Genomic DNA, 15507 nt, shown 5'->3' on the forward strand with positions numbered 1-15507 from the left:
CCCTTATTGTATGGTGTTGCCAATTCTGCCGAAATTATCAAAATTCCACCAGATGAAAAACGCCTTGCCGACCAGATTCTCTTCCGGCACAAAGCCCCAGAAGCGACTGTCATTACTGTTGTCACGGTTGTCGCCCATCGCGAAATAATGACCAGGCGGCACTTCGACCTCACCATCCAGCGAAGGTTTTTCTTCTTCCAGCAGGATATCGTGCTTGTGCTCGCCCAATTGCTCCTGGTAGCGCTTGGTCACCACCATGCTGAGGCCTGAGCCTACATACTGATAGTCATCCGCGTAGTTCACATCCAGCTTTTTGCCATTGATGTAGAGCTGCTTGTCGCGGTAGGCAATCTTGTCACCAGGCACGCCGACCACGCGCTTGATGTAATCAATCGACGGGTCTTTCGGATAATGAAACACGAAGACTTCGCCACGTTGCGGATGGCGGATATCGAGAAAGGTGTTGTTGAGAATAGGCACGCGCAAACCGTAGATGAATTTGTTCACCAGGATAAAGTCGCCTGCAATCAGGGTCGGCATCATGGACGCGGAAGGAATCTTGAAGGGTTCGACCACGAAGGAGCGGATCATGAACACCACCAGAATCACCGGGAAAAAGCTTTTGGAATATTCCACCAGCACTGGGTCTGCCTTGCCTGCCGGACGACGCTTTTTCAGCACCAGAATATCCAGCAACCAGATCAGGCCGGTGACGGCCAGGATAACCACCATAAACAGTGCGAACATCATTTGTCTTCTACTTTCAGAATCGCCAGGAATGCTTCTTGTGGAATTTCCACATTGCCCACTTGCTTCATGCGTTTTTTACCTTCTTTTTGTTTCTCAAGCAGTTTTTTCTTGCGGGTAATATCGCCACCATAGCATTTTGCCAGCACATTCTTACGCATGGCTTTCACCGTTTCACGGGCAATGATGTTGGCGCCAATGGCCGCCTGCACCGCCACATCAAACATCTGGCGTGGAATCAGCTCGCGCATCTTGGCACACAACTGGCGACCACGGTAGATACTGTTGGCGCGGTGCACAATCAGGGATAACGCATCCACGCGGTCACCGTTGACCATGATATCCAGCTTGACCAGATCCGCCGCACGAAACTCGAGGAATTCGTAATCCATGGAGGCATAGCCACGCGATACGGATTTCAGCTTGTCAAAGAAGTCGAGTACCACTTCGTTCAGCGGCATCTCGTAGCTCAGCATGACCTGGCGGCCCATGTACTGCATATTGCGCTGCACACCACGTTTGCCATTGCACAACGTCATCACCGGACCCACATAATCCTGTGGCATCAGCAGGTTGACGTTGATGACCGGCTCGCGGATTTCATCAATGCGCGACGGCTCAGGCAGGCGCGATGGATTTTCAATCTGCACCACCTCGCCATTTTTCAGCAACAGCTCATAGACCACGGTAGGTGCCGTGGTAATGAGGTCCATGTCGTACTCGCGCTCCAGCCGTTCCTGCACGATTTCCATGTGCAAAAGACCGAGGAAGCCGCAACGGAAACCAAAGCCCAGCGCAGTGGAATTTTCCGGCTCGAATTGCAGCGAAGCATCATTCAGGCGCAGCTTTTCCAGCGCATCACGCAAGGCTTCAAACTGGTTGGATTCCACCGGATACAAACCGGCAAACACTTGCGGCTTCACTTCCTTGAAGCCAGGCAACGCTTCGGCAGCGGGCTTGTCGGCCAAGGTCACCGTATCGCCCACCTTGGCGCTGGTCAGTTCCTTGATACCGGCAATGATGAAACCCACTTCACCGGCGGATAAGGATTCCTTCTGGCGTGACTTGGGGGTAAACACACCGACTTGCTCGCACAGATGCACGGCGCGTGTGGCCATCATGCGGATCTTGTCTTTGGGCTTGAGCGTACCGTCAATCACCCGCACCAGCATGACCACGCCCACATAGTTATCAAACCAGGAATCGATGATCAATGCCTTGAGCGGCTTGGTTGGATCCCCCGTGGGTGGCGGAATGCGCGCAACGACGGCTTCCAGCACATCGCGTACGCCTTCCCCGGTTTTGGCCGAGCAACGCACCGCATCGGTGGCTTCCACGCCAATCACGTCCTCGATTTCCTGAATCACGCGCTCCGGATCTGCCGAAGGCAGGTCAATCTTGTTCAGCACAGCCGTCACTTCCACGCCAAGATCAATGGCGGTGTAACAGTTGGCCACACTCTGCGCTTCCACGCCCTGTGATGCATCCACCACCAGCAAGGCACCCTCACAGGCAGACAGCGAACGGCTTACCTCATAGGAGAAGTCAACGTGGCCAGGGGTATCAATCAGATTGAGCTGGTAGATCTGGCCGTCCAGCGCCTTGTATTGCAAGGCCGCCGTCTGCGCCTTGATGGTGATGCCGCGCTCACGTTCCAGATCCATGGAATCCAGCACCTGCGCTTCCATTTCGCGATCCGAAAGACCGCCGCACAGCTGAATGATGCGGTCAGCCAGCGTGGATTTACCGTGATCAATGTGAGCAATGATGGAAAAGTTACGAATATTTTTCATGAGGTCCGTTTGCAATATATAGCGAGGAAAGTCCATGCGCCCAAGCCTGGTCAACACTGAGGTGTTGACCGCCCGGCCGCCAGGAGTTCCGGCATGCATAAAAGCACTGCCGATCAGGACTTTCAGCCTGTTTCAAATCAGCAAGCCTGCTCGCGGCACGATGTGATTCCGTCTGCCGCGAATATAGCAAAAGGGCGCCGAAGCGCCCTCTTACATTCACTAGTACGTGATTTTACCGTAAAGCAGGCCTAATAGCACTGCTGATCACGGCTATTTATCCGCCGCCAGCTTCAATGGTACATACAAGGTGTTGTCATCACGTTGCACCAGCAGCGCAACGGTTTTACCACCCGCCACAGTGGCCAACTGCTTGTTGAACTGCTCCAGGCTCTGCACTTCGGTATTGTTAAGCCCAAGCACAATATCACCACGGCGGATACCTGCCTGAGCAGCAGGGCCCTGCGCATCCACCACCAGCAAGCCATTCTTGCCACTCAGCTTGCGCTTCTGTGCCGGGGTTAGCTCGCGAAGCACCAGACCCAGACGGTTTACTTCTGGTTTGGCTGAGCCTTTGGCAGCAGGCGTAGCGGCATCTTTCTCGTTAGGCGCTTCACCCACCGTGATGTTGAGCGTTTTGTTGCTACCCTTGCGCAACACTTCCACTGGAACGGTCTTACCGGGCTTGGTAGCACCGACAATCCGCGGCAGGTCAGAAGATGTCGTGACAGGCTTGCCATCAAACTTCAGGATCACGTCGCCCGCTTCCAGGCCACCCTTTTCGGCTGGTGCGCCTTTTTCCACGCCAGCGACCAGTGCACCATTGGTGCTCTTCATGCCGAAGGAGTCAGCCAGATCTTTGTTGATTTCCTGAATACCTATCCCCAGCCAGCCGCGGGTAACCTTACCGCTAGCCTTGAGCTGATTGGATACATCAATCGCCACATCAATCGGAATGGAGAATGAAAGCCCCATAGAACCACCACTGCGGCTGTATATCTGCGAATTGATGCCCACCACTTCCCCACGCAGATTGAACAATGGACCACCGGAGTTACCGGGGTTGATCGCCACGTCGGTCTGAATGAAGGGAACAAAGTTTTCCTGCGGCAAAGCACGACCCTTGGCACTGACAATACCCGCCGTCATGGTATTTTCCAGTCCGAATGGCGAACCAATTGCTGCGACCCATTCACCAACTTTCAGCTGGTTGGGGTCACCAATCGTGACCTTGGGCAGATTGGTCGCATCAATTTTGATCAGCGCGACATCGGTACGACGATCAGAGCCGATGATCTTGGCCTTGAACTCACGTTTGTCGTAGAGCTTCACCAGGACTTCGTCGGCCTCGTTTACCACATGGGCATTGGTCAGGATATATCCATCACTACTGATGATAAAACCAGAGCCCAGGGACTGGGATTTGTAATCCTGTTGCGGGGCACCGTTACCCTGCCCCGGCATCCCGGGGATGCCAAAGCGACGCAACAGCTCACCCAAGGCAGGATCATCCGGCATGCCGGGAAACGGCACATTGCCCTCCGTCCCGCCATGCATGACCTGGGTAATGCTGATATTCACAACAGCAGGCCCTTGTTTTTCCGCCAGCTCGGTAAAGTCGGGCAAGTCCTTGGCTGATGCAGTTCCTGACACTGTAATAAGGATCGCGCAAGTGGCGATTATTTTCTTAAGCATGCATACACCTCATTCGTACATCGGTTAAATGACAGTCATACCTCAAGCATGGGCTGCGTGTGGTTGAAGACATCGCGACATCATGCCCGTTCCCCTAACAACATCTGATAAATGTGCACCGTCCATGCGTGCAAACCCCACAGCATGGCGGCAAAACGCGTGGCCGCGTTGGCGCTGCATGCTGCAAGGAAAATCCATACGGGGGCTATTTCTTGAAATGAATGGTATTGGCAATCTGGGTCACTGTGGCTTCGGGCACTTCCCCCACCACCACGACCTGGTGTCCTTCAAGGACATTGGCATAAAAATGGGTAGCACCAAAAGCACTATGACCCACCTTGGGCGCCATCCCTTTGAGCAAAGGCTCAATAAACAGCGATACCGAGGCCAGACCATCCGAATAAACAATCTGGGTCACAGGTGCCGGTTTACCAGGAACCAACCGCGTAATCTCGTCGACCTTGCGATAGCCTGAGGGCAACTGATCAACACTCCAGGTAATGGCTTCCACTGGCGCCGAGCGACCTGCCCCGGGCTCTTCCATCACGTACTGCTTTTCGGGACTGACATTGGGTTGAAACCAGTCCATTTTCTGGCTATTCATCAAGGTTAACTGATTGAACGCAAACTGCTCCATGGGCTCGTTGCGATCATTCGCCGACATGGATTTAAGCAGGAGGCCATATTCACGGTCTGCCCAGAATTTGTAGGTGTAACGGAATTTATCCTTGGGAGAGAGAATAACCATTTGGCCATCTCTTCCACCGATGCGCTCCATGCCGCCCAGCCGGACATCGTAGCTAGTCTTGATGGCATCAAGATTGGAGGGGAGGACTGCCGGGAACATATTCTGGCCGCGTCGCTTTTCAATGATCACTTTTTCATTACGCGGGCTGAAAATCACCACATCGCGCCCCTGACTCAACACCTCGCGCGGGGTGCCGTCGAGTACCACGATGCGGGCATATTCGCCCTGCCCGTAATTCATGTGGGTGATCTGTACCGAGCGTGAACCTGTGCCCGACTGATAAACAAATACACCCTGATAACTTAGCTCGCGGGCAGCCTGGGCCGCCTTTTGCAAGACCATCCAGGGGTCACCAGTGGCTTCTCCGGCCGCTGTTGCAAGCGCAACATGGCTGACAAGCAAAAAACCCAGCACCCCACGCTTCATTACTTCTCGCTTTCAGAGTAGGACGCAGGCTGAATGTAATAAGCAGAGTTGCTTGGGGCCATGGACTGATGGGCCAGCAGATACTCGGAGGCGACATTCTGTGCAATTTCAGCAGGTGCAGCTTCGCCATGGGTTTGCACCTGTTGCTGCAATACCATCCAGCCGACAAACATGACGGCGGCTACCGAAGCCGCCACCGACCAAAGTGTCGGCGTCTTGTAAACAGCTTTTTTGGCTTTGGGAGCCAATACCACCGGCTCCTGTTCCAGTTGTTGCATGATGCGGTCGGTCAGATCCGACTTGAAAATGGGGCTGCCGCGCATGCAGTCCCCAATCAGATGATAGGTGGTCCAGGAATCGGACAGGGTTTCGCTGGACCGAATGGCCGTGTATAGATACTCGGAGTCTTCCAGAGACAGCTCTTCATCAACGAGAGCAGAAACTTGATCTTTCATTACTTTCTCCTGTTACTTACCAGCGCTTGTCCTGAGGCGTATCCAGCAACGGGCGCAGTTTCTGCGCAATGGTTTCACGAGCCCTGAAAATACGTGAACGCACCGTACCAATCGGGCAGTTCATCAGGGTCGCGATTTCCTCGTAGCTCAAACCTTCAATCTCGCGCAGGGTAATCGCCGTCCGTAATTCATCAGGAAGTGCCGCAACGGTGTCGTTGACAGTACGGGCGATTTCCTTGGTCATTAACTCTGTTTCAGGCGTGTCCATGGTACGCAATTCGTTACCGTCCTCGAAGTTTTCAGCGTCTTCGATTTCGATGTCGTTGGATACCTGTGGACGACGGCCCATGGCCACCAGATAATTCTTGGCGGTGTTGATGCCAATACGATACAACCAAGTGTAGAACGCACTTTCACCCCGGAAGTTAGGCAAGGCGCGATATGCCTTGATGAAGGACTCTTGTACCACGTCCTCAACCTCAGCCTGGTCACGAATCAGTCGGGACAATAAACGCCCCAGCTTGCGCTGGTATTTGTCCACCAGCATGCCAAAAGCGCGCTTATCACCGCGCTGAGCACGCTCAACCAATTCCTGATCTATCTCCCGGTTGCCCACCATGGGGCCAGCGCTCCCTGTCTGCATATTGTTAATTTTCGGAGTATACCCTTGCATCGTAGTGTCTACGAAACCTAGGCGCGAAAATTCTCCCATATTTTTTGCATTAATCATTGTATTTCTCCCAGCTTGGTGTCGACTAGCTTAGTGTTGAAGACAGCGCTACACTGATTAAAGTTTCACCTGACGGATATATATGCAGCAATTTGATGTATTGATCATTGGTAGCGGGCTGGCGGGTCTCACCCTGGCCTTGAAAGTGGCAGCAGACAAAAAAGTATGTCTGGTCAGCAAGCGCAGCATCAATGATAGCTCCAGCAACTGGGCACAAGGCGGCATTGCTGCGGTGCTCACCGACGACGATTCCATTGAAGCCCATATTCAGGACACCCTGATTGCCGGCGCCGGACTCTGTGATGCCGAAGTCACCCGCCTGGTCGCCGAGCATGGCCGCGAAACGGTGCAATGGCTGATTGACGAGGGCGTGCCGTTTACCCGTGAAGATGACGATAGCGGTTTTCACCTGACGCGCGAAGGTGGTCATAGTCACCGCCGCATCATTCACGCCGCCGATGCTACCGGGCATGCCGTGCAAAAAACACTGGCCGAAAAAGTCCGCAAGCACCCCAACATCACCCTGCTGGAAGACCATATCGCCGTGGACCTGATTACGGCCCGCAAGGTCAAGATCGAAGGTGCAGAATGCCTAGGTGCCTATGTGCTGGATAACCAGAGCGGCAAGGTGCTCACCATTGCCGCCCAGAATACCGTGCTGGCCACGGGCGGCGCAGGCAAGGTTTACCTCTACACCACCAACCCGGATGTCGCCACGGGCGATGGCATTGCCATGGCCTGGCGCGCAGGCTGCCGCGTGGCGAACATGGAGTTCATCCAGTTCCACCCAACCTGTTTGTATCATCCGCAGGCCAAGTCATTTCTGATCACCGAAGCCGTGCGTGGTGAAGGTGGCCGTCTGCTGTTGCCCGATGGTACCCGCTTCATGCTGGAACATGACCCGCGTGGCGAACTGGCGCCACGCGACGTGGTCGCCCGCGCCATCGACTTTGAAATGAAAAAGCGCGGCATTGATTGCGTGTATCTCGATATCTCGCATCAGCCGGCCGATTTTGTGCTTTCGCACTTCCCCACCATTTATCGCCGCTGCATGGAGCTGGGCATCGACATCACGCGCGAGCCTATCCCGGTAGTGCCCGCCGCGCACTATAGCTGTGGCGGTGTCATGACGGACCACATTGGCCGTACGGATATTCCACGGCTGTATGCCATTGGCGAAACCGCCTGTACCGGCCTGCACGGGGCCAATCGCCTGGCCAGCAACTCGCTGCTGGAGTGCCTGGTATTCGGCCAGGCCGCTGCACAGGATATTCTGGCAAAACCGAACAAGCGCCCGGTCAAATTGCCCTATTGGGATGAAAGCCGGGTAACCGATGCCGATGAAGAAATCATCATCACCCACAACTGGAGCGAGCTGCGCCGCACCATGTGGAATTACGTGGGCATCGTGCGCACCAACAAGCGCCTGACACGCGCCCTGCACCGCATACATTTGCTGCGTGATGAAGTGCACGAGTTTTACAGCAACTTCCGCATCAGCAATAATCTGATTGAGCTGCGCAACCTGCTGCAGGTGGCCGAACTGATTGTGAATAGCGCCATGGAACGGCACGAGAGTCGCGGCCTGCATTACAGCAAGGATTACCCTGACATGCTGCCAGATGCCATTCCTACCGTGCTAACCCCATCCAATTACTACAGCCTGCTGGATCGCCATCATGGTCATCACGAGATGACGAGTTTGAAAAAACCGGCACGCCGCACCAAGGCAACACATTAGATTCAGACGAAAGCTTGCTTATGAAACACACCTGGCTATCTGCCGCGCTGATCGCGGCCTTCCTCGCCCCACTACATTCTCAGGCAGACAACAGCTCGACTGCTGCCGTGCAATTGATCGAAGTGGAGGATGCAGACTGTGCAATAAATGATGGCAAACTGATCACGCTGACCAATACGCAACCACAATCCGGCAAAGTGGTATGGGTAGACCGCTGGTATCTGGACAAGCAGACGGCCGACCATACCAAACATGTGCTTAATCGCGAACACCCCAGTGCAAGCCTGGGATGCTCGATCACCCGCGCAGGCAGCCAGCACTGGACGATTTACAGCGTGACGGATCTGCCTGGCTGATCCGCCTTAACCTGTCATCAGGTCAGGATGCGTCGGGCCTGATACCTGCCTCATCGCCAACGGCAATGCCCCAGACGATATCTTGCTGGCGCAACTCTTCCAGCAGTGCCCCGCCAAAGCTTATCAAGGCATCAGTATCCGCATGCCCCATCTCCAGGCCCAACTGTTGCAAGGCCGCAAGCCCCGTCAGCTCACCAGGCTGCAGTACTTGCAACAAGCGCGCTGTCATGGCATTCATTTCCACAAACTTGACTTCATCCTGCTCGTTGCGAAACACCAGCAGGTGCACCGGCTCAGGCAAGGCCTGCCGCGGCTTGAAACGAGCTGAAATCTTCTGCACCGGATAATCGTAGACCAGCACAGCCAAGGCGGGAGCCACGATGGGGATGCCCTGCAACAGATCGCCTTCGGCCGTCAGTAATGGTGTCACCGTATCGGCCGAGGCAATCGCCAGCTCTACCCATTCATAATGCGCGAGACTGACGGCATAAGGCGGCAATGTGCCAACCTGCGGCAAAAACTCCAGAAAGGCCTTGGGAATATCGCGAAAAAAAGGGCTACTCGCCTGATGCTCGGCAAAAAACCGGCGCACCAGCGCCTGCCATGCGCGCTTGCCCAATACACGCTGCAAAACCGGATAACAGGCACCTACAGATGACTGCAGATTATTGAATACGATCTCGTTATAGACACGCATGCGCTTGGCCTGCACCCCTGCAGGGCGCATATGCTGGCGCGGATGGCGAATATGCGCCGTGAATGCCAGCTGATATTGCTGAAATAGCGGCAATGAGGATTCCGTATCACTCATGCGGGCACCCGCTTGCGACTGATGGGGTCGGCTGGCTGCTGTCTGGCAATACCTTGCGGCGCCATTTGCAGATCGGCAATTTTATTCACTTCCCGCATGGCATCCGCCAGCGGCGGAATATTGGTATCGCGCTCCAGCAAGGTGGGGAAAACGCCAAACAGTTCATAAGCTTCGCGCAGCAACTGCCAGACCGGATCAATCACATCCTGCCCATGGGTATCGATGATCAGGTCCTCAGCCTCCTGGTCATGTCCGGCGATATGGGCATAGACAATGCGCTCGCCCGGCATTTCGCGCAGAAACGCATGCGGATCAAAACCAAAATTGACACTGTTGACGTAGATATTATTGATATCGAGGTGCAAATCGCAATCCGCCTCCTGCAACACGGCGCGGATGAAGCTGGCCTCATCCATCTCAGCGATGGGCGAAGCCACATAAAACGAGGCATTTTCTACCGCAATACGACGCTCCAGAATCTCCTGTGTGCGGCGGATACGCCCCGCCACATGATGCACGGCCTCTTCGGTAAAGGGAATGGGCAGCAGATCATACAAATAGCCGCCATCGGTGCAGTAGCTTAAATGCTCGGTATAAAGCGGAATCTGGTGCTGATCGAGAAACTGTTTTACCTGATGCAGAAAATCTTCATTCAGTGGATCCGGCCCGCCCAGCGACAGGCACAATCCATGACAAACGATGGGATAGCGCGCGGTGAACCAGGCCAATTGCTTGGCATATTTGCCACCGGCACCTATCCAGTTTTCAGGCGCAATCTCAACAAAATCAAGGTGAGCGGTCAGGCCAGTGCCGTAAGCTGCCTGAATCTGCGGCAACAGCTCGCGCTTGAGGCCCAGCCCCGCTCCCTTGATGGGATGATGCGATTGCGCCTGCTTCATATTACTTCTTGTCGGCGTGGCAGGAACCTTCCTTGGACTTCATGTCACCGCTGCAAGAGCCCTCTTTGGCTTTCTTGTCTGCGCTGCAGGAACCCTCGGCTTTTTTATCGGCGCTGCATGAGCCTTCCTTGGCCATCTTGGCTTTCATTTCAGCACTGCACTTGCCCGTGCCACACTTGCCGTCTTTCATCTTGTCAGCCTCAGCCACCATGTAGCCGGAAGACAAGGTCTTCATGGCAAATGGATTTTCAGCAGCGTGGACATTGGCAGCTGCCACGGAAGCCACGAATGCAGTACCGACCATCAGGCTCAGGGTTTTCTTGGAAGTGTTCATTTTTATTTCTCCTAAAATTTAAGTGGATAGCTCATCTAGTGAATAGCATCGACCCCATGCTCCTGCACATCAATACCAGTTTCAACTTTATTGACGCTCAAGATCAAGGGCACTGGCAATGCGCGCCTTCGCCTCCTGGGATAACTGCAAAGTCTCATTTTGCTCGGTCAGCCTGACCATGCGCTTGGCAGCTTCGCGCAGCAATAACAACTGCCGCCCAAAACGCCTGCACACATCGCATATGGTCAAATGCAGACGTAGCGCAGTCCGCTCACGCCAAGTCAGGCGCCTGTCCAGCGACTGGGACAACAGCCTGCTGGCTTGTTTGCAACTCAGCATAGCGTTCCTCCCTTTCCTCTATTCAGGTAACAAGCGCTCATTTTCTAGCGCCCCAACCAATGCAATTCAAGACATTTGCGTAACCCCATTCGGGCCCGATACAACATCACCCAAGCATTGGTCGAGCTAATATCCAGTTCCTTACAAATTATTTCGTTTTCTTCTTCCTGCACTTCGCGCAGCATGAAAAGTGCCGCCAGTTTTTTGGGTAGCCGATCCATGCATTCCTGCAGAATGGTCAAGAACTGCTTTTGTTCCAGGCTGTTTTCCGGCATACCAAAACTCTGCGGTTTGTCGTTCCAGTGACGATTGTCCTCGTCAAAAAACTCATCCATGCCTGGCTCATCGGGCAAATCCTCTCCCAGCCCTTCCACCGGTTGCTCGCGCATTTGCTTGCGGATCAGGTCAATCATCTTGTGCTTGAGTATGCCCACCAACCAGGTGCGGGGGGCCGATTGTCCGGCATAGCTGGCGCTTTGCATGGCAGCCAGCAGCGTCTCCTGCACCACATCTTCGGCCTGGTGACTGTCCCGCAGCCGCGCCAATGCAAAGCGGTAAAGATAATCACCGTGGTCGGCAAGCCAGGCATGGGGGTCTGTTTTTTTCATGCGCTATTCAATCACGAAATGCAGGGGTTGCACCATGCCACCAGATGGCTGGCCAATCGGACCATTGCAATTCTGCATTGGTCTGATAACCTCGAAAAAGTGCCCACGGCACCTGTTCATGAACCATGCCAATACAGGAAATACGTTTTGAAAACGCGCTATACACTTGCCATTTCATGCCTGCTGGCTGCAGGCACCACATGGGCCAACGCAGGGGAGTTTGCCTGGTATTTCGACAACAATACCACTGCATTTACCGATAGCCAGGTCAGTCAATTAATCAGCAACGGCTTTGAAAATGCGCCAGCATCCACACCGTCTCTCGATAAAAAATTCAAGATAGGCATCTTTGTCGGCGGCGGCCCGGACAAAACCAATGTCACGGCTCCGGCTTTTATTCACATGCAGAAAGGCAAACCCGCCAAAGAAGGCGGCCTGATCGTGAAATGCGATAAATACTGGGTGGGAAATGTGGATCGCAAGGCACTCGCATTCGCGATTCAGGCACAGGTGACGGAAATGGCGAAGTTCGTCAGTAGCAAGGAATGTCAGTAACCCGCCTATCAAGGCCTTAATCGGCCCTGGCTTTGGTCTGAAAACAGGCAATATAGGCCATGCCGTCCGGCGGCTGCTGATCGCGCTGCGCCCGCCAGATGGTTTCTGCCAGGCAGTCCATCAGGTCATGCTGGGCATCCATTTCATTGCCGTGACGTTGCCTGAGCGTCTCATAGGCTAGTCGTATACCGGGTGGCTGGTCGATGGAGAGCTGCTCCAGCACCGATAGGTGCAAACTCATGTGCAGGAAAGGATTGGTCTCACCCATTTCAGGAAAATACGCCTGCTCCAGATAGCGCTCAGGCGCATCCAGCACCGCATGGTACTCAGGATGCAGTTGCATCACCTGTAGCGCCAACGCTTCGAGAGGTGTCAATGCTGCCTGCTGGCGATATTTGGCCCAGCTATCGAAAAAGAACCGCCGGACTTCATCGCGGGATGGATTAAATAAGGCCATGATTAATCCTTGGCAAACAGGCCGAGTACGGCCGAATATTCGAGCAGCTCACTGCCTTGTCCGTGTGGGGCAATCTCGCCATTGCCATAAAAGCCAATCAACGGCATGCCAGGACAACGTAGCCGCAATGCATCCAGGTCTCTATCCATGCCGTTGTACAGATAAGGCCCGCGCCCGAGGCAGCTGAAAAACAATCCAAACGCTGGTTGACGGCCCCAGGCGGCAAGCTGATTGGCGATCAGGCCTTGCAACTCGGCTTCGGCAGCGTCGGCGGCACGCACGCCCCAACATACCACTTGGCCTGCGCGCAATGGCTTGGTCAGCGTCAGCGATTGCTGCGCCGCGTTTTCCGAGACGATACCCGCCAGCTGAAAATCCCCTGCCAGCAGAAGAGCCTCGCTATCAGCCACCATCGCCATCAGCAGATGAGATGAAGGGGCCGTATCAGGAAATGACAGATGAAACATCGGCAATGCTGCTTGCGCATTTAACTGCAGGAGATCGTAATCGCTGGCGGCATCGATGGTCTGGATGGAGGTCAATATACGCAAACCATGCGACACCAGCACCGCAGCATTGACGCCCCGAAACGCAGCTTCGCAATGCCCGACCGGCGTACCCTTGGCATGCTGCCATACGGAGAAAGGGCCTTGGCCCATGGCATCCCCTGACACCCCGCCAAATCGCGCTGCGGGAGATTGCAACCAGACCGTATTCAGTGCATTAGGTGCCGTCAGTGCCATCCGCAGTTCAAGGCCTTCAGGCTTGGGCAGCATGGTCATATCGCCACTGAACACCATGGCCGCCGCCGCAGGAGTATCCAGCACCCAATCCTGCTCGGTAAAAATGCCAGGCGCAGAACAGCCCATGACTTGCAGACAGCTGGACGCCGCGGCGGCAGCCCGGATGGCAGGCTGCGGATCGGCGGCGAATTCTTCCGTTAAAAACAGCAATACACTATTCGGAACGCGATCCCCGAGTTTTTGCATGGCCTGCTGCACGGCTTCGGCGGCCAGCTCCGGGCGCGCCGCATTGCCTACTGCCAGACCCGTAGCGACTTCACTCAAGCTGTTTTTTCCTTGTATTCACATTGATCGTAGATCACGCAGGCTGCACATTTTGGCTTGCGTGCCACGCACACATAGCGCCCGTGCAGGATCAGCAAATGATGGGCATCCTGCATGTACTCCTTGGGGACCGTCTTCAGCAGTTTCTTTTCCACCTCCAGCGGTGTCTTGCCGGGGGCCAGGCCTATGCGATTACCAAGGCGGAAAATATGCGTATCCACTGCAATGGTAGCCTCACCAAATGCCGTGTTGAGGATGACGTTTGCCGTCTTGCGACCCACGCCTGGCAGGCTTTCCAGCGCCTCGCGCGTGCGCGGCACTTCGCTGTTGTATTGCTCCACCAGCATGCGGCAGGTAGCGAGCACATTTTTGGCTTTGCTGCGGTAGAGGCCTATGGTCTTGATATAGCTTTCCAGCCCGTCCAGCCCAAGATCAACAATCGCCTGCGGGGTATTGGCCACCGGAAACAGCTTTGCCGTGGCAATGTTGACGCCTTTGTCTGTGGCCTGGGCCGACAAAATCACCGCAATCAACAATTCAAATGTGGATGTATGCGTCAGCTCGGTTTTAGGCTCAGGAATGGCCTCACTCAAGCGTTTGAAAATCTCGCGTCTTTTTTCTGCATTCATGGTGTTGCGCTCATGGTGGCTGCTGACGCAGTTTTAAAAAATTCAATCTGCACTGTCATCGGTCTTTTTCATCTGCGCACGTCTTGCCTCAATGGCCGCAATCTCGGCCGCCACGGTGGGGCTAAGCACCTCGGTGTTGCGGGGTGCAGAGGCGGCTTTTTGTGCCTGCACCCGGGCCATGGCAGCGGCAATTGCGGCTTTTTTCGCCAGGGCCGCCTGCTCAGCAGCTGGATCTTGTGTGGTGCTATTCGCGGCACTGGCGGCGCGGCGCTGCGCCAGCTTGCGTGCCCGCTCCTCCTGTTCACGCGCTTGCCGCTGCACACGGAACGCATGGCGTTCACGCGCGATATTGGCTTCCTGTACATCCAGCGGCCCGGCAGGGGCATGCATGGCAAATTGAGGATACCGCCAGCGTGGGCGTGTCGTGACGGGTGGCGGCTGCATGCTGATGCAATCCACCGGGCAAGGCGCAATGCAAAGCTCGCAGCCAGTACACTCGTCCGCGATCACGGTATGCATCTGTTTGGATGCGCCCAGAATCGCATCCACCGGACATGCCTGTATGCACAGGGTGCAGCCAATACAGGTCTGCTCATCGATGACGGCAACCTGTTTGGGCTTTTGTATGCCGTGCTGGGGATTCAGTGGAATGTAAGGTCGCTGCAATAAACTGGCAAGTGCACGTATCCCCGCATCGCCACCGGGCGGACATTGATTGATATTGGCTTCGCCTCGCGCAATCGCTTCAGCATAGGGTTTGCATCCCTGATAACCACATTGCGTGCATTGCGTTTGCGGCAGAATGGCATCGATGCTCGCCACCAGTGGACTGGTTTCATCCTGTGCCTGCAGCGCACTTAAACTGGATGGGATGGGCTTGCCCACGACTAATCGACGCAGGCGCTGCAAGACCGGGGGGGAAATAGGCTTGGATACAGACATGATATGAAACGGATTATACAGGCTTGAGCCCTTTAATTAAGCGGTAACAGACCATGACTAATATCGGGCTTGATCACGCCCGCCATATGCCAAACCAGAGCCGCCATATGCTCAAATATGATGTAAGCAGATGCAAAAAGCGTGTTCTTCAGAGGCTACTTTAAGTTAAAATGTTTTG

18 protein-coding genes are annotated in these 15507 nt (G+C 54.7%); 3 read left to right on the forward strand and 15 right to left on the reverse strand.

Going from position 1 to position 15507, the window contains the following annotated elements; all coding sequences use genetic code 11:
* Positions 1-3: 3 nt before the first annotated feature.
* The 6 genes from lepB to rpoE all read right to left on the reverse strand — a co-directional run bounded on the left by lepB (position 4) and on the right by rpoE (position 6480).
* Positions 4-750 (reverse strand): signal peptidase I, encoded by a 747-nt coding sequence (gene lepB, locus LG203_RS00305; protein WP_230344005.1) that lies wholly within the window; start codon positions 748-750, stop codon positions 4-6.
* Entirely contained in the window at positions 747-2540 is a 1794-nt protein-coding gene (gene lepA / locus LG203_RS00310; protein ID WP_230344006.1) for a translation elongation factor 4, read from the reverse strand. Before lepA ends, lepB begins: the two co-directional genes overlap by 4 nt.
* 270 nt (positions 2541-2810) lie before the next feature.
* Entirely contained in the window at positions 2811-4232 is a 1422-nt protein-coding gene (locus LG203_RS00315) for a DegQ family serine endoprotease (RefSeq protein WP_230344007.1), read from the reverse strand.
* Positions 4233-4437: 205 nt separating this feature from the next.
* Positions 4438-5406, reverse strand: a complete 969-nt coding sequence (locus LG203_RS00320) for a MucB/RseB C-terminal domain-containing protein (RefSeq protein WP_230344008.1) — start codon at positions 5404-5406, stop codon at positions 4438-4440.
* On the reverse strand, positions 5406-5861 hold the full coding sequence (locus LG203_RS00325; RefSeq protein WP_230344009.1) for a sigma-E factor negative regulatory protein: 456 nt from the start codon (positions 5859-5861) through the stop codon (positions 5406-5408). Before LG203_RS00325 ends, LG203_RS00320 begins: the two co-directional genes overlap by 1 nt.
* Positions 5862-5877: 16 nt before the next feature.
* The gene (rpoE, locus tag LG203_RS00330) at positions 5878-6480 is read right to left on the reverse strand and encodes an RNA polymerase sigma factor RpoE (RefSeq protein ID WP_013442565.1); all 603 of its coding nucleotides are present in this window, start codon (positions 6478-6480) and stop codon (positions 5878-5880) included.
* A gap of 193 nt (positions 6481-6673) precedes the next feature.
* Here rpoE and nadB point away from each other — a divergent pair, with 193 nt between their 5' ends.
* Both nadB and LG203_RS00340 read left to right on the forward strand, forming a co-directional pair.
* Positions 6674-8332 (forward strand): L-aspartate oxidase, encoded by a 1659-nt coding sequence (gene nadB / locus LG203_RS00335; RefSeq protein ID WP_230344010.1) that lies wholly within the window; start codon positions 6674-6676, stop codon positions 8330-8332.
* Between the two features lie 20 nt (positions 8333-8352).
* Positions 8353-8688: a hypothetical protein gene (locus LG203_RS00340; RefSeq protein WP_230344011.1), complete on the forward strand. Its 336-nt coding sequence runs from the start codon at positions 8353-8355 to the stop codon at positions 8686-8688.
* A 22-nt stretch (positions 8689-8710) separates the two neighbouring features.
* Here LG203_RS00340 and LG203_RS00345 read toward each other — a convergent pair whose 3' ends face one another.
* The 5 genes from LG203_RS00345 to LG203_RS00365 form a co-directional block, all read right to left on the reverse strand.
* Positions 8711-9499, reverse strand: a complete 789-nt coding sequence (locus LG203_RS00345) for an HvfC family RiPP maturation protein (RefSeq protein WP_230344012.1) — start codon at positions 9497-9499, stop codon at positions 8711-8713.
* Positions 9496-10398, reverse strand: coding sequence for an HvfB family MNIO-type RiPP peptide maturase (locus tag LG203_RS00350; RefSeq protein ID WP_230344013.1), 903 nt, complete (start codon positions 10396-10398; stop codon positions 9496-9498). Before LG203_RS00350 ends, LG203_RS00345 begins: the two co-directional genes overlap by 4 nt.
* Position 10399: 1 nt before the next feature.
* Positions 10400-10732 (reverse strand): hypothetical protein, encoded by a 333-nt coding sequence (locus LG203_RS00355; RefSeq protein WP_230336893.1) that lies wholly within the window; start codon positions 10730-10732, stop codon positions 10400-10402.
* 87 nt (positions 10733-10819) lie between these two features.
* Positions 10820-11071: a zf-HC2 domain-containing protein gene (locus LG203_RS00360; protein ID WP_015830425.1), complete on the reverse strand. Its 252-nt coding sequence runs from the start codon at positions 11069-11071 to the stop codon at positions 10820-10822.
* Between the two features lie 44 nt (positions 11072-11115).
* On the reverse strand, positions 11116-11679 hold the full coding sequence (locus LG203_RS00365) for a sigma-70 family RNA polymerase sigma factor (protein WP_230344014.1): 564 nt from the start codon (positions 11677-11679) through the stop codon (positions 11116-11118).
* Between the two features lie 147 nt (positions 11680-11826).
* Here LG203_RS00365 and LG203_RS00370 point away from each other — a divergent pair, with 147 nt between their 5' ends.
* On the forward strand, positions 11827-12234 hold the full coding sequence (locus tag LG203_RS00370; RefSeq protein ID WP_230344015.1) for a hypothetical protein: 408 nt from the start codon (positions 11827-11829) through the stop codon (positions 12232-12234).
* A gap of 16 nt (positions 12235-12250) precedes the next feature.
* On the opposite strand, the gene LG203_RS00375 is transcribed toward LG203_RS00370, so the two are convergent.
* The 4 genes from LG203_RS00375 to rsxB are packed head-to-tail and all read right to left on the reverse strand — an operon-like array spanning position 12251 to position 15329.
* Entirely contained in the window at positions 12251-12691 is a 441-nt protein-coding gene (locus LG203_RS00375; protein WP_230344016.1) for a DUF1841 family protein, read from the reverse strand.
* Positions 12692-12693: 2 nt separating this feature from the next.
* Positions 12694-13758, reverse strand: coding sequence for an FIST C-terminal domain-containing protein (locus LG203_RS00380; RefSeq protein ID WP_230344017.1), 1065 nt, complete (start codon positions 13756-13758; stop codon positions 12694-12696).
* On the reverse strand, positions 13755-14387 hold the full coding sequence (nth, locus tag LG203_RS00385; protein ID WP_230344018.1) for an endonuclease III: 633 nt from the start codon (positions 14385-14387) through the stop codon (positions 13755-13757). The genes LG203_RS00380 and nth overlap by 4 nt, the downstream gene beginning before the upstream one ends.
* A gap of 42 nt (positions 14388-14429) precedes the next feature.
* Positions 14430-15329 carry an electron transport complex subunit RsxB gene (gene rsxB, locus LG203_RS00390; RefSeq protein ID WP_230344019.1) on the reverse strand — a complete coding sequence of 300 codons (900 nt, stop codon included), beginning with the start codon at positions 15327-15329 and terminating at the stop codon, positions 14430-14432.
* Positions 15330-15507: the final 178 nt, after the last annotated feature.

It is taken from the genome of Methylovorus mays (assembly GCF_020531915.1).
In the GTDB taxonomy this organism is placed as follows: domain Bacteria; phylum Pseudomonadota; class Gammaproteobacteria; order Burkholderiales; family Methylophilaceae; genus Methylovorus; species Methylovorus mays.